This window comes from Phyllobacterium pellucidum (assembly GCF_013327855.1).
GTDB classification, from domain to species: Bacteria; Pseudomonadota; Alphaproteobacteria; order Rhizobiales; family Rhizobiaceae; genus Phyllobacterium; species Phyllobacterium pellucidum.
The window spans coordinates 86,083-107,577 of record NZ_JABUMX010000004.1 but is presented as its reverse complement, the minus strand read 5'-3'; the positions used below and the strand labels follow the sequence as shown (position 1 = coordinate 107,577).

Annotated in this window: 22 protein-coding genes; 18 read left to right on the top strand and 4 right to left on the bottom strand. The window is 58.3% G+C overall.

Annotated elements, in window-relative coordinates:
• Positions 1 to 431: 431 nt before the first annotated feature.
• A complete protein-coding gene (locus HQ945_RS17085; protein ID WP_343051251.1) occupies positions 432 to 2,735 on the bottom strand; it encodes a rhodanese-like domain-containing protein in 2,304 nt (767 codons plus the stop codon).
• Positions 2,736 to 3,120: 385 nt separating this feature from the next.
• Positions 3,121 to 4,557, bottom strand: a complete 1,437-nt coding sequence (locus tag HQ945_RS17080; protein ID WP_174208324.1) for a DUF1254 domain-containing protein — start codon at positions 4,555 to 4,557, stop codon at positions 3,121 to 3,123.
• A gap of 273 nt (positions 4,558 to 4,830) precedes the next feature.
• Between HQ945_RS17080 and HQ945_RS17075 the strand changes: the two genes are divergently transcribed.
• The 6 genes from HQ945_RS17075 to HQ945_RS17050 all read left to right on the top strand — a co-directional run bounded on the left by HQ945_RS17075 (position 4,831) and on the right by HQ945_RS17050 (position 8,603).
• Positions 4,831 to 5,619 carry an alpha/beta fold hydrolase gene (locus tag HQ945_RS17075; RefSeq protein ID WP_343051260.1) on the top strand — a complete coding sequence of 263 codons (789 nt, stop codon included), beginning with the start codon at positions 4,831 to 4,833 and terminating at the stop codon, positions 5,617 to 5,619.
• A gap of 3 nt (positions 5,620 to 5,622) precedes the next feature.
• The gene (locus HQ945_RS17070) at positions 5,623 to 6,792 is read left to right on the top strand and encodes an ATP-binding protein (RefSeq protein ID WP_174208322.1); all 1,170 of its coding nucleotides are present in this window, start codon (positions 5,623 to 5,625) and stop codon (positions 6,790 to 6,792) included.
• Between the two features lie 104 nt (positions 6,793 to 6,896).
• Entirely contained in the window at positions 6,897 to 7,361 is a 465-nt protein-coding gene (locus HQ945_RS17065) for a helix-turn-helix domain-containing protein (protein WP_246272708.1), read from the top strand.
• Positions 7,358 to 7,762, top strand: coding sequence for a VOC family protein (locus tag HQ945_RS17060; protein WP_091923259.1), 405 nt, complete (start codon positions 7,358 to 7,360; stop codon positions 7,760 to 7,762). Before HQ945_RS17065 ends, HQ945_RS17060 begins: the two co-directional genes overlap by 4 nt.
• 50 nt (positions 7,763 to 7,812) lie before the next feature.
• Positions 7,813 to 7,995, top strand: a complete 183-nt coding sequence (locus tag HQ945_RS17055; RefSeq protein WP_036814642.1) for a hypothetical protein — start codon at positions 7,813 to 7,815, stop codon at positions 7,993 to 7,995.
• 122 nt (positions 7,996 to 8,117) lie between these two features.
• Positions 8,118 to 8,603 carry a pyridoxamine 5'-phosphate oxidase family protein gene (locus HQ945_RS17050; protein ID WP_091923562.1) on the top strand — a complete coding sequence of 162 codons (486 nt, stop codon included), beginning with the start codon at positions 8,118 to 8,120 and terminating at the stop codon, positions 8,601 to 8,603.
• A 72-nt stretch (positions 8,604 to 8,675) separates the two neighbouring features.
• Here the strand turns inward: HQ945_RS17050 and HQ945_RS17045 are convergent, their stop codons facing one another.
• Complete coding sequence (locus tag HQ945_RS17045) at positions 8,676 to 9,392, bottom strand: GntR family transcriptional regulator (protein WP_174208320.1); 717 nt, start codon at positions 9,390 to 9,392, stop codon at positions 8,676 to 8,678.
• Between the two features lie 119 nt (positions 9,393 to 9,511).
• On the opposite strand from HQ945_RS17045, the gene HQ945_RS17040 reads away from it, so the two are divergent.
• From HQ945_RS17040 to HQ945_RS17010, 7 genes are all read left to right on the top strand, one after another.
• Complete coding sequence (locus HQ945_RS17040) at positions 9,512 to 11,032, top strand: aldehyde dehydrogenase family protein (RefSeq protein ID WP_113281291.1); 1,521 nt, start codon at positions 9,512 to 9,514, stop codon at positions 11,030 to 11,032.
• A gap of 124 nt (positions 11,033 to 11,156) precedes the next feature.
• Positions 11,157 to 12,110, top strand: coding sequence for a sugar ABC transporter substrate-binding protein (locus tag HQ945_RS17035; protein ID WP_174208319.1), 954 nt, complete (start codon positions 11,157 to 11,159; stop codon positions 12,108 to 12,110).
• Between the two features lie 82 nt (positions 12,111 to 12,192).
• Positions 12,193 to 13,200 carry an ABC transporter permease gene (locus HQ945_RS17030; protein WP_113281289.1) on the top strand — a complete coding sequence of 336 codons (1,008 nt, stop codon included), beginning with the start codon at positions 12,193 to 12,195 and terminating at the stop codon, positions 13,198 to 13,200.
• Complete coding sequence (locus tag HQ945_RS17025) at positions 13,200 to 13,937, top strand: ATP-binding cassette domain-containing protein (RefSeq protein WP_027232130.1); 738 nt, start codon at positions 13,200 to 13,202, stop codon at positions 13,935 to 13,937. The genes HQ945_RS17030 and HQ945_RS17025 overlap by 1 nt, the downstream gene beginning before the upstream one ends.
• Before the next feature lie 37 nt (positions 13,938 to 13,974).
• Entirely contained in the window at positions 13,975 to 14,811 is an 837-nt protein-coding gene (gene kduI, locus HQ945_RS17020; RefSeq protein WP_425500671.1) for a 5-dehydro-4-deoxy-D-glucuronate isomerase, read from the top strand.
• On the top strand, positions 14,808 to 15,563 hold the full coding sequence (gene kduD / locus HQ945_RS17015) for a 2-dehydro-3-deoxy-D-gluconate 5-dehydrogenase KduD (RefSeq protein ID WP_027232128.1): 756 nt from the start codon (positions 14,808 to 14,810) through the stop codon (positions 15,561 to 15,563). Before kduI ends, kduD begins: the two co-directional genes overlap by 4 nt.
• A complete protein-coding gene (locus tag HQ945_RS17010) occupies positions 15,564 to 15,905 on the top strand; it encodes a cupin domain-containing protein (RefSeq protein WP_091923249.1) in 342 nt (113 codons plus the stop codon).
• A 27-nt stretch (positions 15,906 to 15,932) separates the two neighbouring features.
• On the opposite strand, the gene HQ945_RS17005 is transcribed toward HQ945_RS17010, so the two are convergent.
• Positions 15,933 to 16,565 (bottom strand): GntR family transcriptional regulator, encoded by a 633-nt coding sequence (locus tag HQ945_RS17005; protein ID WP_027232126.1) that lies wholly within the window; start codon positions 16,563 to 16,565, stop codon positions 15,933 to 15,935.
• Between the two features lie 163 nt (positions 16,566 to 16,728).
• On the opposite strand from HQ945_RS17005, the gene HQ945_RS17000 reads away from it, so the two are divergent.
• The 5 genes from HQ945_RS17000 to HQ945_RS16980 all read left to right on the top strand — a co-directional run bounded on the left by HQ945_RS17000 (position 16,729) and on the right by HQ945_RS16980 (position 21,426).
• A complete protein-coding gene (locus tag HQ945_RS17000) occupies positions 16,729 to 18,153 on the top strand; it encodes a M20 family metallopeptidase (protein WP_113281288.1) in 1,425 nt (474 codons plus the stop codon).
• A gap of 167 nt (positions 18,154 to 18,320) precedes the next feature.
• Positions 18,321 to 19,040 (top strand): ABC transporter permease, encoded by a 720-nt coding sequence (locus HQ945_RS16995; protein ID WP_091923245.1) that lies wholly within the window; start codon positions 18,321 to 18,323, stop codon positions 19,038 to 19,040.
• On the top strand, positions 19,040 to 19,759 hold the full coding sequence (locus HQ945_RS16990) for an ABC transporter permease (protein WP_113281287.1): 720 nt from the start codon (positions 19,040 to 19,042) through the stop codon (positions 19,757 to 19,759). Before HQ945_RS16995 ends, HQ945_RS16990 begins: the two co-directional genes overlap by 1 nt.
• Positions 19,756 to 20,538 (top strand): ABC transporter ATP-binding protein, encoded by a 783-nt coding sequence (locus tag HQ945_RS16985; protein ID WP_113281286.1) that lies wholly within the window; start codon positions 19,756 to 19,758, stop codon positions 20,536 to 20,538. Before HQ945_RS16990 ends, HQ945_RS16985 begins: the two co-directional genes overlap by 4 nt.
• A gap of 33 nt (positions 20,539 to 20,571) precedes the next feature.
• The gene (locus tag HQ945_RS16980; RefSeq protein WP_091923240.1) at positions 20,572 to 21,426 is read left to right on the top strand and encodes a transporter substrate-binding domain-containing protein; all 855 of its coding nucleotides are present in this window, start codon (positions 20,572 to 20,574) and stop codon (positions 21,424 to 21,426) included.
• The last annotated feature ends 69 nt before the right edge of the window (positions 21,427 to 21,495 follow it).

The following is a 21,495-nucleotide window of genomic DNA, read 5'->3' as shown; positions in this document are numbered from 1 at the left end:
GCCCCCGAGTTGAGCATTGTTTCATGGTTGTCGGGGCGTGCCCCGGTGCATTACTGGTTCATCCCACTTGACTCGCTCGAGGAATTTGTTCTCTTTTCGTTCTCATGACAAGGGAAATCAAGAATCTGGGACAGGCGGCCCGCTACGGCATGTTCGTGCGGGTTGGTTGCCGAAAATGTGATAAGGTCGCGACCTTCACGGCGACTGACCTGGCCGCTGTTCTCGGCCATGGCCGCACACTTCCAAGCCTCACCTTCCGGTGTCGGGACTGCAATTCCATAGACTGCGAAGTTATGCCCTACGAAGACGACCGCGATCGCGTCAACAAGAAGCGCGTCATCTGGCGACCGGTGAAGGAATGAAGAATGACACATAAGTTGGGAAGCCATGTAGCCCTACCCATATTGCCCTCAGTTCACGAACTCGACCGGCTATTTCGTCAAACTTGTCTCAGTCGGGTAATTGGCATCCTGCCAGGCTGCAATGCCATCAGCGAAATAAGAAACTCTGGGGTATCCCCAAGCCAGGGCTTTGGCCGATGCGAAGGCCGCGTCGACGCAATATTTGGCCTGGCAAGTGAAGATGATGGCATTGCTTGCACCAACCTTTTCGGAAAGTGTCGCCTTTGAAAGGACGTTGGTCGCCGGCAGATTGATGGAACCCGGGATATGCGCATGACTGAATGGCCTTGGACTGCGCACATCAATCAGTTGCGCCCCTTCATCAATTAGCCGCTTGACTGCGGCGGCACCGAGCTTGGGCGCACCGCTGACGGAGTACTCGCCATTCACCCTGTTGACAGCCTTAGCGTAGGTCTCATAGGCAATGTCGGTTCCAGCGCCTTCCGGCACCCCGGCCTTGCGCAATCCTTCGAGCAACCTGTCACGATAGGCAGGATAATAATCGGACATATCGACATACCACTGCCAGGCAATTGCCTGAACAGTTAGCGGTCCGCGGCCGAAAGGTATGGTGATCCCGTTGTATTTGGCCATGTTGAGCTGAACACCACCCAAATTTCCCAAGTGGCCCAGGCCGGACGTCAAGGTAGCGTAGTCATCGGCCACATCCCATTGCAGGGTTATCAGGTATTTCAAGGCATCGACGGCATCCTCATATTTCTCCTGATGGAACAGCGAGATAGCCAAGGCCCTGAGATACTCCGGCGGATATTTCGGATCGAGCCGCATGGCAAGCCGCGCTTCCACTTCCGCTTCGGGCGCCCGACCTGCAGCATTGAGATATCGTGCTTTGCGGATGTGATGTTCGGGGTCGTTGGCGTCGAGCTGAATCGCGCGGTTGATTGCGATAAGGGCCTGATCATAACCGCCATGCGCAGCCAGCACCTCCGATGAAATGGCATAGGCGAGCGCGTTCTGGTAAAGCATCGCCATCGGCAGGCTTTGATCGACGCTGCTCATGGCCTTCCGAAACGCAGAATTACCCGAGTTCCAGCAGGCGACCGCTATCTCCCAATTCGCAGCGGCGACTGCAGCGTGAGCCCGACTGTAATAAGGATCGAGGTTGAGGGACTCGTTAAAAAGCGTGATCGATTTGAGCAACTCGACGTCGGTGCCGATACGCAAATGGCCCAAGCCTTCGAGCAACCGATCATATGCTTCGGGGGTGGTTTCTGCCTGTGCCGATTCAGCAGAAGGCGGGACGTTCACTTGAAGCGATAAGCCAATCTCGCCGACAAGCTTGTTCTGAAGCGCAGAAACCTGCGATATCCTGCCCTCGTAGTGCTTATCCCACACGCGCTGATTGTTTAGCGCGTCTGTGAGTTGAGCCTCAATCCGTACGAAGTCGCCATCCCGCCTCAAGTTGCCTTCGAGGACGTAGCGCACCCCCATTGCTTCCGCGATATCTTGAAGCTTTGTCGGCCGGCCCTTGTACGTAAAGGAGGAGTGTCGAGCGATGACGAAGAGGCCGGGCAATTCTGACAGCTCGGTAATCAGATCCTCAGTTATTCCATCGGCGAAATAGGCCTGTGAAGGCCCGGGGCTGAGATCGTCGAGCGGCATGACAGCGATAGAAGGCTCTTTCGGAAGCGGATACTTCATGCGGGCCATCATGGCCGACTCAGCAACCGGTTGGCGCGGCCACAGCCAAAGTGTTGAACCGGCCAAGGAAACCGCGACCAAGACGACTGCCGCTACAATTGCCCACCGGTGCAAGCGCCCTGCTATCGTTGCTTTGGCAATGTCCGTCCCCCGAAGCCTGACGCGATAGGTTCGCACCGGGCGGGCGATGTTTTTCATGTGGCGCTCACCCACAAACTCCACAGGCAGCTCAAGCCTGCCCGGCAACTGGTCATACGCTGTTCCGGAAACGAATAGTCCGCCTGGCTCGCAAAGCTGCTCGAGCCGCGCGGCGACGTTGACCCCATCGCCAAGGAGGTCATCGCCTTCGACCACGACATCTCCAAGATTGATGCCCATCCGAAAGACGAGGCGCCTGTCTGCCGCTACGCCGGCTTGGTGAGTGGCAGTTCCTCTTTGTAGCGCGACGGCACAGACGACGGCATCGACAACCGAGCCAAACTCCATGATGGCACCGTCGCCCATAAGCTTGACTATCCTGCCGCGATATTCGGCAAGTAGCGGATCGGTAACTTTGGATCGCAAGTCTCTGATTGCTGCGAGCGTACCGGCTTCGTCCGCTTCAACAAGTCTGGAATAGCCCACAATGTCGACGGCGAGAATTGCAACCAGCCGTCGCTCGGCATGATCCATTCCCATGGCCCCTCTCCAACAAGGTGTAGGCCTGCTATGAGGTTCTTGAGAACCAAACCGCTTCTCGTCTCGTGAATTCTACTCCCGTTTACGTTTATCCGCGAGTAGTACATGCCTCCCGTGCAGACGCGTCCACGGAGCAGTCATTAGCGATGAGTGGAGGCCGCAATTTGCGGCAGCCACGTGACCTAGCCGAAGCCCGACGAATGGTGGTTGCGGCTCGTCAGCAACGGATCGCTCGTGTGGGGAGCACAGCGCTGTGGTGTGGAATTCGTTGAAGCGCGGGCCCTCTGAGGCCAGGCTGTCTGCCGCCGGTGACGGAGTGCTCCCGCCGAACGTGCTGAACTGACCGAACCTCACCCAGAGTTGCCGCTAAGCCGCCATCTCAGCTTTCCTTGACCACCGGGGGCACCTTCCAGCTTCCATTCAGGATTGAGGGAGATGCGTCCTTGGGCCAATACATACGCAGCATCGGAATGAAAGCGCCTTTGGGCGCCGGTAGCCAGTTAGCCTCCTTGTCCGCGCCAGGCGACTTGTTTTGGAAATAAAGTGTCAACGATCCGTCAGCATTGGGCTTTGGATTGTTGCGTGGGCTGACCGTAAACTTGTTCAGCGGATTGGGTACAAACCACCAGCCCTTGTCGATCTCGTACATGGTGATTGACCAGAAACCGTTTACGGGAGGCGTCTGATCCTTAGGAAAGGTCAAGGTGTAGTTGTTCGCACCGGTCAGCTTTTCACCCTTCGAATCGACTTCGGTGTATGGATAGACCGCATCAAGCTGCTGATTGGCGGGCCAGCCAAAGGCGGCCACGGTGGCGCGTTTGATGTAGTCATTTGGCCCATATGTGCCGAGCCCCTTTGACACGACCCAGCCGTCTACGATCTCGCCCATTTTTTCCTTGTTGGCCTGGATCGTCTTCAGGGCAGCTTGCGGAATGTCTTTCAACGCCGCCTGTACCGCCGGATCCAGTTTACTCATCTCGAATGGCTTCCCGGGCTCGATGCCGATTTTAGCCATGCTCGCGATGATCGGCGCATCTTCGGCCGCCGGCGGCGCGTCCCCGCCCATCAGCTTTGCCATCAGATTGAAATAACCTTCCTTCCCCATGTCGAGAATGACTTTTTGCGGAGCGTCTTTCATGCTGAAACCCGGCTTAGGGTTCACCTTCGGGGCTTTTGGCTTGTAATTTTTAGTGCCCCACGCGGAGAGCGGCGTAATCTTGTATTGCGCCTGCAACGCATTGACGGCCTTGTAATCCGCCTTCGTCCCGTCAGCATAGGTGCGGCCGAGGATGACCATATAGCGGGTGGCCATGGGGAAATGCTTTATTCCTGCCGGTACATCGCCTTTCCAGCCCGGGCCGGTAAACAGATAGTTGGCGGCTTTTCCGTCAGCCGTGCGTTTGCTCGGCGATTGCTCGGAGTCCGACATCCATAAGTCGACGACCTCGAACAAGTAGAAGCGGTCGCCCATGTCCGGATGGCTAAAAACCTGGGGCTCACTCAGATCGAGCCATGTTACGGAATATAGCGTATCCGCATTGGGGGCTGATACGCCGCGATAGTTCGCGGGCGGATAGCGGGGAACATTGATAAATTGTCCCATCGGCCCGGTGAATTCCACAACCTTCGGCACATTGCTCATTTGAACGCGGGTGACCTCGGTCGTGATGAGCGAATAGCCATAGATGTATGCATCCTCGGCAATCTGGCGAGCTTCTTCCGCCGATAGCGTCTGCGCAAATGTGGGATGGTTTATCGTGAGGCTGATTGCGGCAACGCCGCCAGCTAATACAAAGGCCCGTCTGTTGATATACATCTCGATTTCCCTGCAGCGTTGCGTTCCCGTTCAGGTTAGACGGCAGGCAAGACAGGGTGGAAGTACATTACTGTAAATTACAGTTAGATAAGCTTGCGCGGAGCGGAGTATAAATCGCTATGGAAAAACGTGAAAAGCGGAAGGGGGCGGATAATGCCCGGACCGGCTAAGCCTCCAAGCGCGAAAAAAGAGCTGCTGCGGCGCGAAGCAGTTAGGTGTTCGAGCTTTCAAAGCATACAGTCGAACTTCGTTTTGCGAAATCAGGAGTCCCGGGTGTCCGTTTTAGAGCGCAACAATGTCAAACTATCCGGCAGCGGGGAACGGTCGATGGTGTTCGCGCACGGTTTTGGCTGCGATCAGAACATGTGGAAGTTGGTGGCGCCAGCCTTCGAAAGCAAGTTTAGAACAATTCTCTTCGACCATGTCGGGGCCGGTGGCTCCGATCTTGGCGCTTATGACTCCGCGAAATATGCTTCCCTCGAAGGATACGCCGACGACCTTATCGAGATTGGCAAGGAACTCAAACTCAAGGGTGCAGTGTTCGTCGGGCATTCCGTCAGCGCCATGATCGGCGTGATTGCTTCGCTGAAGGACCCGGCGATTTTCGACAGCCTGATCCTCGTCGGCCCATCGCCCCGCTACATTGACGACGGTGGATACGTCGGCGGCTTCAGTCGTGCTCAGATCGACGAGTTGCTGGAGTCCCTCGCGGACAATCATCTTGGGTGGTCGGCCGCAATGGCCCCAGCCATTATGGGCAATCCGGACAGACCCGAACTTGGTGAAGAGCTAACCAACAGCTTCTGCAGAACCGACCCTGACATTGCAAAGGAGTTCGCGCGGGTCACTTTCACGTCGGACAATCGCGACGATCTTCAACGTGTGACAGCGCGAACATTGATACTTCAGTGCCGGGAAGACATTATTGCCTCAGAGAACGTAGGCGAATACGTGAAGCAACACATTCCTCACAGCCAACTGGTTATGTTGAACGCTACGGGGCATTGCCCCAATCTGAGTGCGCCCGGCGAAGTCATTGCGGCCATCAAGGCGTTTGTGTGAGTCGTGCCCGAGGATCCCAACAGCACATTCGCCGAAGATCTTGCGGAGCTGTACGAGAACGCACCGTGCGGGTACCTGTCGCTTCGCCCCGACGGCAGAATCTTCAAGTCCAATCTCACCTTCTCGCGTTGGATTGGAGTTTCACAGCTCGACCTTCTCGACAAGAAATTCAGTGAACTTTTGACGCTTTCCGGACGAATGTTTTACGAAACGCATTTTTCGCCGCTGTTGCGCATGCAAGGTTTCCTTGAAGAGGTCGCTTTCGATTTTGTTACCGGCGACGGCAAGAAACTGCCGGTGCTTGCTAACGCAAAAGAGCGGCGGGATGACGATGGCAACCTGCAATTTACCCGTGTCGTCATCTTCCCGGCTGCTCAACGCCGCCGCTACGAACGCGATTTGGTCGACAAGCGAATCGCCGCTGAAGGTGCCAAAAGCGAAGCGATTTCCGAACGGATGCTGGCGGAGGCAGGTCTGAGCGAGGAACTGGCAATAGCGGAGTTGCGCGAACAGTTCATTGCGGTTCTGGGGCATGATCTTCGCAACCCGCTCGCTTCGATGGAGGGCGGTTCGCGGATGCTTCTGCAAGAAGAATTAAGCCCTCGGGCACAGAGGATCGTTACCCTGATGCAAGGCAGCGTGCAGCGCATGTCCGGCCTGATTGATAACGTGCTCGATTTTGCGCGAGGGAGGCTCGGCAGTGGCTTCGCGCTGCGGCTTGATGCGGACGAACTGCTCGACCCCGTCCTCAAGCAGATTGCAGAAGAGCTCCAATTGGGAACGCCCGGCATTTCCATTGAGACGAACTTCAACATCACCGAAAAAGTCTACTGCGACAGGGACCGTATTGGTCAGATGGTTTCAAACCTTCTCGGCAATGCGATTACCTATGGTGACGCGAGCCGGCCAATCCGGTTTTCAGCAGGCACGAAATCGGGAGTTTTGGAGATAAGCGTCGCCAATAGCGGCGTTCCAATAGCGCAAGAGGCGATGGAACGTCTTTTCCAGCCGTTTTTTCGTGGTGGCGTTCGCGCAAGTCAACAAGGCCTGGGGCTTGGACTATATATCGCATCGGAAATTGCCAAGGCGCATGGTGGCTCCCTTGTCGTAACCTCTTCTTCCATCGAAACGAGGTTTACCTTTCAGATGCCGCTACGCCCGACGACAAAATGAAGTGCCGCTCTTTCGAGGGCGCTATCATTGTCAACGGTCATCAGTCCATGCATTCATTGGCTATGCGCCCGACCAGAATCGTCAAGAACTCCGCGAATAGAGATTTGAAACTGCTGCGGCGCCTGCTGCGTGCCAAAGACCACATGGACGCGGCGCCACACGAGGATTGGCCGATATCCCGGTTGGCAAGCGTCAGCGGCGCCTCGGAAGCCTATTTCGCGCGATCGTTTCGGGACGCCTTCGGCATACCGCCGCATCGTTACCTGCTGACGCGCCGGGTCGAGCGCGCCGCAGCGCTCTTGCGGGATACTGACACACCCATCATCGAAATCGCGCTGGAGACAGGCTGGAACAGTCTTGGAACGTTTGGACGGACCTTCCGCGACGTGACCGGTGAAAGCCCAAGCGAACTAAGGCGACGAATGCAACTCGTTCCCGGAGATCTCGAGGAGGTTCCCCATTGTTTCGTGAGCGCCGCGCAAAGGCCGCACCTCAAAATGGCAGTTTCGGAGAAGCGCCGGCGAACGAAAGAGGGTAGGCACGACGGGCGAAAGGGAGATGACTCATGAAAAATGGTGTTCAGGTTGCCGGCGTCTATGTCCATGACCAGGACGAAGCGCTTCAGTTCTATGTCGAAAAGCTGGGATTTCGGGTGCACACGGATGCGCGCAATGGCGATTATCGCTGGCTGACCGTCCAGCATCCCGACCAGCCGGACTTCCAGTTGGGCCTGTTCCGTCCGCAGGCGCCGACCGTCGATGACGCAACGGCTCAGGGCCTGGCTGAAGCCGTGGCCAAGGGTGCGATGCCGCCGCTGGTTCTGGTGGTCGACGATTGCCAGGCTGCATTCGAAGCCATGCGCAAGCGCGGGGTCGAGTTTACCCAAGAACCGATCGATCGATACGGCTCCGTGGATGCAAGCTTCCGCGACCCATCGGGCAATGGCTGGAAGCTGGTCCAGGCTCGTTGAGGTTGCCATGTGCCACATTCCATCCTGGATGCTCTTTCAAGGAGGCTCTCATGATCTTGCACTACTGGATACGCCAGAGCCATCGGTGGCTCGGAATTCTGCTGACCCTCACCATTCTGGCGAATTTTGTCTCGATGACGTTCGGTCCAGCGCCGCTCGCGATCGTGTACGCTCCATTGGTGCCGCTGGCTCTGCTTGTGTTCAGCGGCCTGTATATGTTCTTCCAGCGGTAGGCGAGGTTGATCCTGGTGCAAGCGGCAGGTGTGCAGCACGATGGGGGAAAATAATGGTGCGATCGCGAAACCTTTAGCAATCGCGGCAGTTATGCATGTCGATCGTCGAAAGGAATGACAACATGCCAACTGCACCGGAACTGCGGGAAAAATTCTGGAAATCCCTGAAATCCGATATGACCATGATGTTGGGATTGGTGGGCGTTGAAGAGAGCCACACTCGTCCAATGACCGCTCAACTCGAAGGCGATCACGGTCCCATTTACTTCTTCACCTCGACCGAGAATTCGCTCGTACAAAACCTGCAGAGCGAGAGCAGAGCTGTCGCGACGTTCGCGGCGAAAGGTAACGACCTTTTTGCTGCCGTTCACGGCGGGCTCACAGTCTTCAATGATCGGGAAACCATCGACCGGCTATGGAACCGGTTCGTGGCGGCCTGGTTTGAAGGCGGCAAGGACGATCCCAAGCTGACATTATTGCGGTTTGACGCCGAGCGGGCCGAGATATGGCTCAACGAATCCAGTCTGCTAGCGGGCGTCAAAATGCTGCTCGGCGTCGATCCGAAGGAAGATTACAAGGACGATGTCGCCGAGGTCCGCTTGACCTGACCTGGCGTACATTAAGATTGAAATTGTGGCGCATGCTGCGTTTCTTACGGAGATGCGCCACAGTTTATGGTGCTATTCGAAGAGCTCACGATTGTCGGCTTCGATTTGTGGCAGGTCGTTCAGAATGCCGTTCAGATGCTCCCTCATGGCGTTGGCCGCAGCTTCGGCGTTTCGGCCGTCGATCGCGGCGACGATTTTCTCATGCTGCTCGATGAGGTTGTTCATAGAGGCTGGGTTACGAAGCTGCAGGTTGCAGACGCGATCCATGTGCGCCTTGATGTCTGAAATCGCGTTCCAGGCGAGGCCACAGCCGGCGCCCTCTGCAATAGCGATGTGGAACTGCTCATCCTCCCGGCGAAACGCATTGTGATCGTGACCGCTCATCGCCATTCGCTGGCGCTCGAGGATGCTGTCAATCTTTCGCCGCGTCCAGGTATCGAAACTCTCGCTGGCCCGCCTGGCGACGGCGACCTCGATCGCCTCGCGCACGAAGCGGGCTTCCATCATCTGACGCGCCGAAATGCGGACCACGATGGTTCCCCGATTAGGGCGGATTTCGACCAGCTTTGATTTTCCAAGGGCAATCAGCGCCTCGCGGACCGGCTGGCGAGAGACGCCGAGACGAGACGCGATCTCCTGCTCGGACAGGCGTGACCCCGGCGCGAGATCGAGACGGATGATCGCCTCGCGCAAGTCACGTTCCACCTGCGCGGCGGTCGTTTCCCCAGTCTCGATCCTCATGGGCTCGATTTTCAATGTCTCAAGGTTCATGCTTTTCGCCGCCGCCATCTCGTTGACATTTGCATTTAGCCACCATACAGTACCATACAACTTAACGACTGCACAAGCACGGCGGTCGATACGCCGAGCCTAAATGGAGGAGCCGGGCTTTAAAATCCGGTCGGTTGATGACGGTACAATCCAATTTCATAACGCCCGACTCTAGTGACCCGCGTTTGCAGAGTAAATCCCGCTACCGGATGCTTGTCGATGGCAAGTCTGTTGATGCGGCCTCGGGCAAGACGATACATCGGGTGAGCCCGGGCCACGCCGGCGTTGTGGTCGGCACGTGGCCGGATGCCTCTGCCGACGATGTTCGCGCAGCGATTGCGGCCGCCCGCCGGGCCTTCGACACCGGGCCATGGCCGCGCATGTCCGGCGCCGAACGATCGCGCCTGATGTTCAAGACGGCAGAGCTCATTCTCGCCCATGTGGAAGAGATCGCCCTGATCGAAAGCCTGGAGGTTGGCAAGCCGATTGCCCAGGCCCGGGGCGAGATCACCTTCTGTGCTGATCTCTGGTCCTATGCGGCCGGGCAGGCGCGGGCACTGGAAGGGCAGACCCACAATAATATCGGCGACAACCGCCTTGGCCTGGTCCTGCGGGAACCTGTCGGCGTTGTCGGCATCATCACGCCGTGGAACTTCCCCTTTATCATCGCCTCCGAGCGCGTGCCATGGGCCATCGGCGGCGGTTGCACGGTCGTATTGAAACCATCCGAATTTACGTCCGGTACATCGATCCGCATGGCGGAGCTCGCCCGCGAGGCCGGTATTCCCGACGGCGTCTTCAACGTCGTCACCGGCTACGGCGATCCTGCCGGCCAGGTCTTGGCGGAAGATCCCGGCACAGACATGGTCGCCTTCACCGGTTCGGTTCGTGTTGGAACGAAGCTGGGCGAGATCGCGGCCCGCAGCGTCAAGCGCGTTGGCCTTGAACTGGGCGGCAAGGGGCCGCAGATCGTCTTCGCCGATGCCGACCTTGAGGCGGCGGCCGATGGCATCGCCTACGGTGTCTACCACAATGCCGGCCAGTGCTGCATTTCCGGAAGCCGGCTCCTGGTGCAGGAAGGCATCCGCGATGTGCTTCTTGACCGCCTGCTCGATATTTCCCGTAAGGTTACTTTCGGCGATCCCTTGAACGAGCGAACGAAGATCGGCGCCATGATCTCGGAGGCGCATGCCGCCAAGGTGCATTCCTATGTCGAGGCAGGGCAGGCTGACGGTGCCGAATTGTTGCTCGGCGGCGCACGGGTCGGGGAGGGCGCGGGGCTCTATTACGCGCCGACCGTGTTTTCCGGGGTCACCGCCGATATGTCGATTGCCCGCGAGGAAATCTTCGGACCGGTTCTATCGACGCTGACGTTCAAGACAGCTGACGAGGCCGTCGCTCTGGCAAACGCATCGGAGTTCGGCCTGTCGGCAAGCGTCTGGTCCACCAATCTCGAAAACGCGCTGCAGAGCATCCGGCGCATCCGGGCCGGGCGCTGCTGGATCAACAGCGTCATCGACGGCGCGCCTGAGCTGCCGATCGGTGGCTACAAGAAAAGCGGGCTCGGGCGCGAGCTTGGCCGCTACGGTTTTGACGAGTATTCGCAGTTCAAGGGCATTCACGTGACCTTGGGCCGGCCGGATCCTTGGTTCGGGTGAGATTGCTCATCGGAAACTGAGGCAGAGGAGGAAAATCTCGGCTGGCGCGATCTTTGGTCGGAGCTCGCCAGCCGAGACATGGGTCTTTCGACCCCGATTGCACATCCAAAGGGAGGATACGCAAATGAAATTGACCAAACTGAAAACCGCAATGCTTGCGGCGTGCGCAGCTATGGCCTTCACGTCCGCCGCCGTAGCGGCCGATGTCAAGGCCACGATGATTATCTATCTTGATCCGAGTGTCCAGTTCTTTAACCCGGTCGTCAAAGGCGCACAGGATGCCGCGGCACAGTTCGGTGTCGATCTCGACGTGCAATATGCCAATAACGATCCGGTCCGCCAGAACGACCTTATTGAGAGCGCCACGGCCAGCGGCGTCGACGGCATTGCAGTTGCAATTTCCAGTTCGGATGCCTTCGATGCCAGCATCTGCGCCGCCGTCAAGGCCGGCATCATCGTCATCGGTTTCAACAATGACGATCTCGACGGGGCCAAGGGCAATTGCCGCCAAGCCTATGTCGGCATGAATGAATTCGCCTCGGGTTATGAACTTGGCAATCGCATGATCGAGCAGTTTGGCCTCAAGGATGGCGACGTGGTGGTCTTCAATCCGCGCGAGATTCCTGAAGCGAGTTTCGCCGTCGCGCGTGGCGGCGGCATCGAAAAGGCAATGAAGGAAAAAGGCATCAAGGTGGAGACGGTTCGCTCCGGGCTTGATCCGTCCGAAGCCCAGAACATCATCGCGCAGTTCCTGATCGCCAATCCTAATGTCAAGGCGCTGTTCGGCACCGGGTCCGTGACGTCGACGGTCGGCGCAGGCGCCATCAAGGATGCCGGCGTCAAGATCCCTTTCGGCGGCTTTGATCTCGCCGTTGAAATCGTCAACGCCGTCGAATCGGGCGCCATGTTCGCGACCATGGACCAGCAGCCGTACCTCCAGGGCTATTATCCGATTGCCCAGATTGCTTTGGCGAAAAAATATGGTCTGACCCCGACTGATGTCGATACCGGCCAGGGCGCGTTCCTCGATAAGACGCGCATCAGCTCGGTCAAGCCACTGATCGGCAGCTACCGATAAACGTCACGCCTGAAGACCTTCCGGCGAAAACCGGAAGGTCCCCTCGATCCCTTTGAACAGAGTAAAGACAGTGACCTACGCCATGACCGACGTTGCCGTGCCCAAATCGCGCACGAAAAAACAATCGCTGCTGAAGCACATCATGACCATGCCGGCCGGCGCGATACTCCTGGTTTTCGCGGCCCTGCAGATCGCGTGCATCGCTGGCGCGCTCGCCTTTCCCGACGACTTCCGCTACCTGTCGCCGCAGAACCTGACCATCCTCATGAAGGCTATTCCGGTGCTGGGTTGCCTGGCATTGGGCGCCGGCATCCTGATGATTGCTGGGGAGTTCGACCTGTCGATCGGTTCCGTCTATACCTTGACGGCGGTCTTGATGGCGAGCCTGGTCGATGGTGGCCTGAGCGCTTTCATCGCAGCACCGCTCGGCATACTGTTGGGGGTGATGATCGGACTTCTCAACGGCACGATTACGTTGCGCTTCGGCCTGCCGTCATTCATTGTCACGCTCGGCGGCCTGCTCTTCTGGCGTGGCGCCGTGCTGCTCTATAACGGCGCCATCCAGGTGCGTTTCGATCCGGAACCTGCCTTTTCGAGCCTCTTTGCAGGCACGCTATTCGGCATCAATGCCGCGTTCATCTGGATCATCCTGTTCGTTGTCAGCTTCTATTTACTGCTGCACCGGCACAAGTTCGGCAACCATGTCTTCGCCACCGGTGGCAATCCCGCCGCTGCAACGGCGATCGGCATCAACACCTACCGTGTCAAGTTGATCGCCTTTGCCATTGCCGGAGGCATGGCGGCGGTTGCCGGCATCATCGCCACGGCGCGCGTGGGCAGTGTCCAGCCGGGGCAGGGCGCCGGGCTCGAGCTTCAGGCGATTGCCGCGTGCGTCATCGGCGGGCTGTCGCTGCGCGGCGGTCGCGGCTCGATTATCGGCATCTTCCTCGGGGTCATGCTGATCCACACGATCACCGATGTGCTTCTGCTCCTACGGGCCCCTGGCTTCTACCTCGACATGTTTATCGCAACCCTCATCGTGATCGCTGCCGCATTCAACCATCTCATCGAACGCCGGGGGGCCGTATGATGTTTGCACCCCATCTTCTCGAACTGCACAATATCTCCAAGACGTTTGGCACGCTGACGGCGCTGCGGGACCTGAGCTTCCACATCGGCCCAAGCGAAGTAGTCGGGCTTCTGGGCGACAACGGCGCCGGCAAGTCGACTACCGTCAACTTGATTTCGGGGATCCACAAGCCGACCTCCGGCCACCTGAGCGTCGACGGTCGCGAGACGCTGTTCACCTGCAGGTCCGATTCCGCCGATGCCGGCATCGAGACGATCTACCAGAATACCGCGCTGGTGGATTCACTTTCGATCACCCGCAACATCTTCATGGGGCGCGAACGCACCAATGCCTTTGGCTTCCTGAAGCAGGCAGAGATGCGCGATATCGCCATGGAGGTGCTCGAGAAGGCTGTCCACATCTCGGGTATCGATTCTCCCGATAAGCTGGTGGGTGACCTCTCCGGTGGGCAGAAGCAGGCCGTCGCCATCGCACGCGCCGTTTTTTTTAAACGGCGGGTGCTGCTTCTCGATGAACCGACCTCAGCCCTGTCCGTGCGCGAAACCGAGGCTTTGCTGGCGCAGGTGCTGAAGCTGAAAGCCGAGGGCGTGTCGAGCGTGCTGGTGACGCACAACCTCTACCATGCCTACCAGGTCTGCGATCGCTTTGTAATCATGAGCCATGGTACCAAGGTATTCGATGTGAACAAGGCAGACACCAGCATCAGCCAACTCACCGAATATGTCGTCCTCACGTGACCCTTTCATCAAAAGCCAAGAGGCAAATGCTGTGACAATTTCCGTAAATGTGCGCCAGGTCGTTGGTCCAGAAGATGCTGCCAGGCGCGACACGAAAGGCCTGCGCGAAGGCTTCCTGATTGAAGGGCTTTTTTCGAAAGGTGAGGTCAATCTTACCTACAGCCATCTCGACCGGATGATTGTCGGGGGTGTCGTCCCGCTCGCAGAAGATCTTGTGGTCGACAAGGTAAAGGAAACCGGCACCAGCCAGTTCCTCGAGCGGCGCGAAGTCGCCATCCTCAACATTGGTGGCAAGGGCACGGTCACTGTCGGCGTCGTCGACTATCCGCTTGGCTTTCAGGATGCGCTCTATGTCGGAATGGGACAGGGAATGCTGTCGTTTCGCAGCGACGACCCGGCCAGTCCCGCCGAATTCTATCTCCTGAGCGCACCTGCACATCGTGCTTGCCCGACCGTGCTGATCACGCCGGAAATGGCCAAGAAGGTGCGCACGGGCTCGGCCGAAGAAGCAAACGCGCGCACGATCAACCAGTATGTGCATCCGGATGTCTGCGAAAGCTGCCAACTCCTGGTTGGCCTCACGGCATTCGAGCCGGGTTCCGTCTGGAACACCATGCCCGCGCATGTGCATGACCGGCGCATGGAGGTCTATCTCTATTTCGGTATGGAAGAGTCGACCCGCATCTTCCATTTCATGGGAGAACCGCATGAAACGCGGCATCTGGTGCTGAAAAGCCATGATGCCGTGCTGTCGCCGGGGTGGTCCATCCACTCCGGCGCCGGCACCGGTCGATACTCCTTCATCTGGGCGATGGCTGGCGATAACATGAGCTTCACCGACATGGACAAGATACCGATGGAAAGTCTGAGATGAATCCGTTCGATCTTTCTGGCAGATGCGCCATCGTCACGGGGGCCAACACGGGCATCGGCCAAGCCATTGCCGTCGGTCTCGCTGGTGCCGGCGCCGACATTATCGGCGTTGGCCGCTCGCCGATGCAAGAAACGGCGTCCCTCGTCACAGCCGGTGGCCGGGCGTTTCATCCGCTTCTGGCGGACCTTTCCAAGATGGATGAGGTGCGCGCCGTCATCGGGCGGGCTGCCGCCGTTCGTAAGCGCCCGGACATTCTGGTCAATAATGCCGGGATAATCCGCCGGGCTGATACGATCGATTTTACCGAGGAAGACTGGGATGCCGTCATGGACACCAACCTGAAGTCGGCATTCTTTCTCTGCCAGTCCTTTGCCAGGATGGCGATGGCTGAGAAGTTACCGGCCAAGATCATCAACATTGCCTCGCTCCTGTCGTTCCAGGGTGGCATTCGTGTTGCATCCTACACGGCAGCAAAGAGCGGCCTTGCAGGCCTGACGCGGCTGATGGCCAATGAGTGGGCGGCGCATGGCATCAACGTCAATGCAATTGCTCCCGGCTATGTCGAGACCAACAACACGACTGCGCTGCGGGCAGATGCCGCACGCAATGCCGATATCCTGAAACGCATTCCGGCCGGACGCTGGGCTCGGGCGGATGATATGGCCGGAGCGGCCGTCTTTCTCGCATCCCGCGCGTCCGACTATGTGCATGGCGCGATCCTACCCGTCGATGGCGGATGGCTGGCGCGATAAATGGAGGTATCATTGTCCGATCACTACACATTGCCTGACGGCCTGGTCTGGACGGAAACCTCGCCGGGCAATCGTCGCGCCGTTCTTTCGCATCGTCCCGAAATGATGCTCGTCGCCTTCAGCTTCGACAAAGGCGCGATCGGCGCGCTCCATTCCCATCCGCATACGCAGGTGAGTTATGTGGCCGAGGGTGCCTTCGAGGTGACCGTCGACGGCGTGACCACGGCACTGCCTGCCGGCAGCAGTTTCATCGTTGCCCCCAATCTCGTCCACGGCGTCGTTGCGCTCGAGGATGGATTGCTGATCGATACGTTCACGCCGCGGCGTGACGATTTTCTGTAGCGCGTCCCGCCGTGCCCGACCGCCGGTTCAAACCTGCCTTATATGAACAATTATAACGCGTTTCAGATCTTCAATGTCCTTCGCTTCGAGAGCGTCGATCATCTGGTGATGCTCGCGTGACGACTGTTCGATCCGCGCGCGTGTTTTCCATTGTGACACCGGCGCTGACGACGTCCTTTGGCGGATCTCGGTAACGAGGTTCACCAGTTCATTGTTGCCGCACAGCGCCAGCAGTTCGCGGTGAAAGGTAAGATTGGCCTCGTAGAGCTCGATCATCGTTCCGTTCATGATGAGATCGTCAAAACGGTGTGCGAGGTCGCGAAGTTTTTTCGTCGTCAACTCCGAGGCATTTGCAACGATCTTGTCCGCCACAGCCGTTTCAAGGATGACGCGAATGTCGCTTACTTCATTCGCCTGCTTACCATCCGGTTCGAATACGTGATAACCGCGGTTCGGGACGTGCTCGACAAGCCGCTTCTGCACCAGACGATCGAGTGCACGCCGTACTTCCGGCCTGGTGCTCTGATAGCGCTGCTCGAGGTCGATCTGCTTCAGCCAGACACCCGGCGCCAAAACACCGGCGAGAATGTCGTGCAGGATAGAGTCGGTAACATCGACGGATTTGAGTTGTGATTTTCGCTTGGCTCTTGCTTCACTCATTCGTCTCTCCAAATTCCATCGAATGCGAGCCTCTTAGAGTTAGCGGCCCACCCGCGAGATGTACGCCAGACAAATAATTTTACACAGAGGTTGCGTAAAAAATATTTGCGTCTAAATTGGTGCCAATTTTGGTTACTAACACAAAACGACCAGTCGGGAAATCATGAAGAATTCGGCAGAAGTCTGGGAAATCGTCGAAGCCAAGCGCGCTGTGTTTTTTGAACTCAGCGATCGCGTCTGGGAGATGCCCGAAACCAACTACGAAGAGTTTCGCTCGTCGAACGAGCATGCCGACCTCCTCGAACGCGAAGGTTTTCGCGTTACGCGCGGCGTTGCAGGCCTACCGACTGCTGTCATGGGCGAAGCAGGCGAGGCCGGCCCAGTCATCGCCATCCTCGGTGAATTCGACGCGCTGCCCGGATTGAGCCAGGTCGCTGGCCTCGCGGAAGAGCAAGCTGTCGTGCCGGGCGGCAATGGTCATGGCTGCGGCCACAATCTGCTCGGTTCCGGCTCGATGCTGGCGGCTGCTGCGGTGAAGGACTACCTTGCGCGCAACGGCCTAAAGGGCCGTATCCGCTACTACGGTTGCCCAGCCGAGGAGGGTGGCTCGTCCAAGGGCTTCATGGTGCGCGCCGGCGTCTTCGACGACGTTGACATTGCCATTTCCTGGCATCCTGCTGCGTTTGCCGGTGTTAACAACCCGATCTCGCTTGCCTGCAACGAGATCAATTTTCACTTCAGCGGTCGTGCTTCACATGCGTCCGCAACGCCGCATCTTGGCCGCAGCGCTCTCGATGCCGTGGAATTGATGAATGTTGGTGTTAACTACATGCGCGAACATATGCCGTCGAGCGCCCGCATCCACTACGCCGTTACAGACACGGGCGGTTCCGCCCCGAATGTCGTCCAGGCCCGGGCAACGGTGCGCTATCTGGTGCGGGCCCGCGATCTGCCGGAACTCAACGGCCTTGTGGCGCGGGTCAAGAAGGTTGCCGACGGCGCCGCATTGATGACCGAGACCACGGTTCGCAGCCGCATCATCAGCGGCGACGCCAATCTAGTCGGCAACACCCCGCTCGAATCGCTAATGCATTCGCACCTCGAGCGTCTCGGCCCGCCTGCCTTCGACGAGCACGACCATGCCATCGCACGGAAATTTCAGGAGACGTTCTCGCAAGAAGACATTGCATCCTCATACAAACGGTTTGACGTCACGCCGAAGAAGGGCCAAGCCTTGTGCGACAGCATCTTTCCGCCCGAAAGCGGCGACGGCGCGATTGTCGGCTCAACGGATGTCGGCACGGTAAGCTGGGTCGTTCCGACAGTCCAGATGCGCGGCGCGACCTATGCCATTGGCACGCCGGGGCACTCTTGGCAGCTTGTAGCGCAAGGCAAGCTGCCAGCGGCTCACAAGGGCATGGAACACGCGGCGAAAGTGATGGCGGGCACGGCCATCGACCTCCTCGCCAACCGGGATCTCATTGATGCCGCCAAGGCCGACCATCGCAACCGCCTCGAGGGAAAGCCTTTCGTCAATCCGATTCCCGATGACGTTCAGCCACCCTTGCCGGAGAACACGGATGTTTGAGACGGCCTTGGCACGGGATCGACAGCAGCTGACGGGCCGTATGCGAGTTGTCGCAGCGAAAGTCGAGCAAGCTCGATCTTTCGCCGGCACTTCCCGGAAATTGAACGCTCAAGGAACAGATCAAGGAAATGCTCTTCAACCTTTCCCCTGAAGCCGGATCGTAGGCTATGAACCAGCCAAGCTTCCTTGACGTCATCAGCTTTGGACCTGGAGGATGGGGTGCTGCACTCCTCACCGGCGCCGTGATGACGATCCTCATCGCCTTAAGCGGCTTTATGATCGGCTCGGTCATCGGCACATTCGGCGCATGGGCCAAGATTTCCGGTGGCAGGACAATACGGGTGCTCGCCGATGGTTATACGACGGTGCTGCGCGGTATTCCCGACCTTCTCGTGATCTATCTCTTCTATTTCGGGGGCAGCGCGGCCGTGACGGCGATCGGCCGGTTCCTCGGTTCCGAAGGCTTTATCGGCTTTCCCGGCTTCCTTGCTGGTGCGCTTGCGGTCGGGATCACCTCAGGCGCCCAGCAGACGGAAGTCTATCGTGGCGCTTTCAGAGCCGTGCACCGCGGCGAAATCGAAGCAGCCATCGCCTGCGGCATGTCGAGGCCGCTGCGCTTCAGACGCATCATCGCGCCGCTGACCTTGCGCCACGCACTTCCCGGCATGGGCAATGTCTGGCAGGTGGTGTTGAAGGAATCGGCTCTCGTCTCGATCACCGGTGTCGTCGAACTTCTGCGCCAGGCGCAAATCGGTGCGGGCTCAACGGGCATGCCGTTCAATTTTTACATCGTTGCCGGCGGCATTTATCTCATGATCTCCACACTCTCGGGCGCCGTCTTGCAGCGGTCGGAACGGCATTTCTCACGCGGCGTGAGGAGAGGCTGATGGATTGGTCATTTATGATCGAGACCTTCGTCAGCCTCGTCAAGGCTATACCCCTGACGCTCCAGCTTGCGGCGACGGCGATTTTCCTCGGTGCGTTCGTCGCCCTTGCATTGGCGCTGTTCCGGCTTTCGGGCGTCGCCGTATTGGACTGGTTTGCGAGAACCTATGTATTCGTTTTCCGCGGCACGCCGCTTCTCGTTCAGATTTTCCTCATCTACTACGGCCTTAGCCAGTTTCCAGCGGTTCGGCATACGGTGCTCTGGCCAATCTTGCGTGAGCCCTATTGGTGCGCCGTCATCGCGTTGACGCTGAACACAGCCGCCTATGCCAGCGAGATCATTCGCGGCGGGCTCCTGTCCGTTCCGCAAGGACAGATCGAAGCCGCCCGCGCCTGCGGCATGCCACGCCTCATGATCTTCCGGCGCATCGTCATGCCGCTGGCAATCAGGCAGGCGCTGCCGGGCTATGGCAATGAAATGATTTCCATGGTCAAGGCCACGTCGCTTGCATCGATCATCACGCTGATGGAAGTCACTGGCGTTGCCGCGAAGATCATCTCCGAGAGCTATCGCGCCATCGAGGTATTTATCGTCGCCGGCCTGATCTACCTCGCCATCAACTTCATGCTGACGCGCCTCGTACAATTCGTCGAGCACCTGCTCAGTCCCCACCTTCGCGCTCCCCGGCTGATGACGCCGGTTCCAGGAGAAGCCAAATGAACGCTCAGTCACATCCGGCCACGCCCTTGGCGCTTCGTGTCAATGACCTGCACAAGAGTTTCGGTGACGCCGAGGTCCTGAAAGGAATCTCCCTTACCGCCAATGAAGGCGAGGTGGTCTCGATTCTCGGTTCCTCGGGTTCCGGCAAGTCCACCCTGCTTCGCTGCATCAACCTGCTTGAGGTTCCGGATTCGGGCGAAGTAACCGTTGGCTCGGAGACGATCCGCATGCAGCGCATGCGTGACGGCAAAAGCCGTCCCGCCGATCAGGCCCAGGTCGAGCGCGTGCGCGCACGTCTCGGCATGGTGTTCCAGAGCTTCAATCTCTGGTCGCACAAGACGATCCTCGAAAACGTGATCGAAGCGCCCATCCACGTGCAGAAGCGACCGCGCAAGGAGTGCATCGAAGAAGCCGAGGCATTGCTCGCCAAGGTCGGGATCGCCGACAAGCGCAATCACTATCCCTCGCATCTCTCCGGAGGCCAGCAGCAGCGCGCCGCCATTGCCCGCTCGCTCGCCATGCGCCCGCAGATCATGCTGTTCGATGAACCGACGTCGGCGCTCGATCCCGAACTTGTCGGCGAAGTCCTGCGCGTGATGCGAGGCCTTGCTGAAGAGGGTCGCACCATGCTCGTCGTCACGCATGAAATGGGTTTCGCGCGGGATGTCTCGAACCGCGTCATTTTTCTCCACAAAGGACTGATCGAGGAGGAGGGGACACCGGAACAGGTGTTCGGCAACTCCAAGTCCGATCGTTTCAAACAGTTTATCCAAGGCTGAACCACCAGTCACAAACCAAGGGGAATACCTCGAATGAAAAAACTGACCGTCTTTCTGAAGGCACTGACGCTTTCAGCTCTCGTCCTCGCCTCCGGCGCCCACGCCGAAGAAAAGAAATGGACGCACGTTACGATCGCGACCGAAGGCGCGTTCAAGCCGTACAATTTCACCAATCCCGATGGCACGCTCGACGGCTATGAAATTGAACTCTCGAAATATCTTTGCGACCACATGAAGGTTGAGTGCAAGATCGTCGTTCAGGATTTCGACGGCATGATCCCGGCTCTCAATGCCGGCAAATTCGACGCGATCATCTCGGGCATGTCGGCGACGGCAAAGCGCGAGGAAGTCATCGATTTCAGCCAGTCGTACGGCTCGACCGGGCAGGCATTTGCGACGTTGAAGTCCAGTCCGCTGGCAGGAATGGAGCTCAAGGGCAAGGTATTCTCGCTGGCTTCCAACGAGGCAGGCGCGGTTGAAGCGCTCGAAAAACTGAAGCCGCTTTTGCAGGGCAAGATCATCGGCGTCCAGACCGCATCGACGGGCGCTACCTTCGTCGACAAATATCTCAAGGGCGTCGTCGAGGTGCGTGAATACAAGACCACCGAACAGCATGACCTTGATCTCGCCGCCGGCCGCGTCGATCTGGTGATGGCATCGATGGCGTATCTGACCACCGCTTCCGCCAAACCCGGGAACGAGGAAATGACCGTTGCAGGTCCCCGCTTCCAGGGCGGCTTCCTCGGTAAAGGAAGCTCGGTTGGTCTGCGCAAGAACGAACCTGAACTAAAGGCGCTGTTCAACGAAGCAATCGACGCCGCCAAGGCCGATGGCACAATAAAGTCGCTATCGCAGAAGTGGTTCGGTTTCGACGTCACACCGCTTTAAACACCTGCAAGTCCGCGCCGCGGCGGGTGATGAACCTGGCCGCGGCCGCCATCAACCGAATTCGCGTTG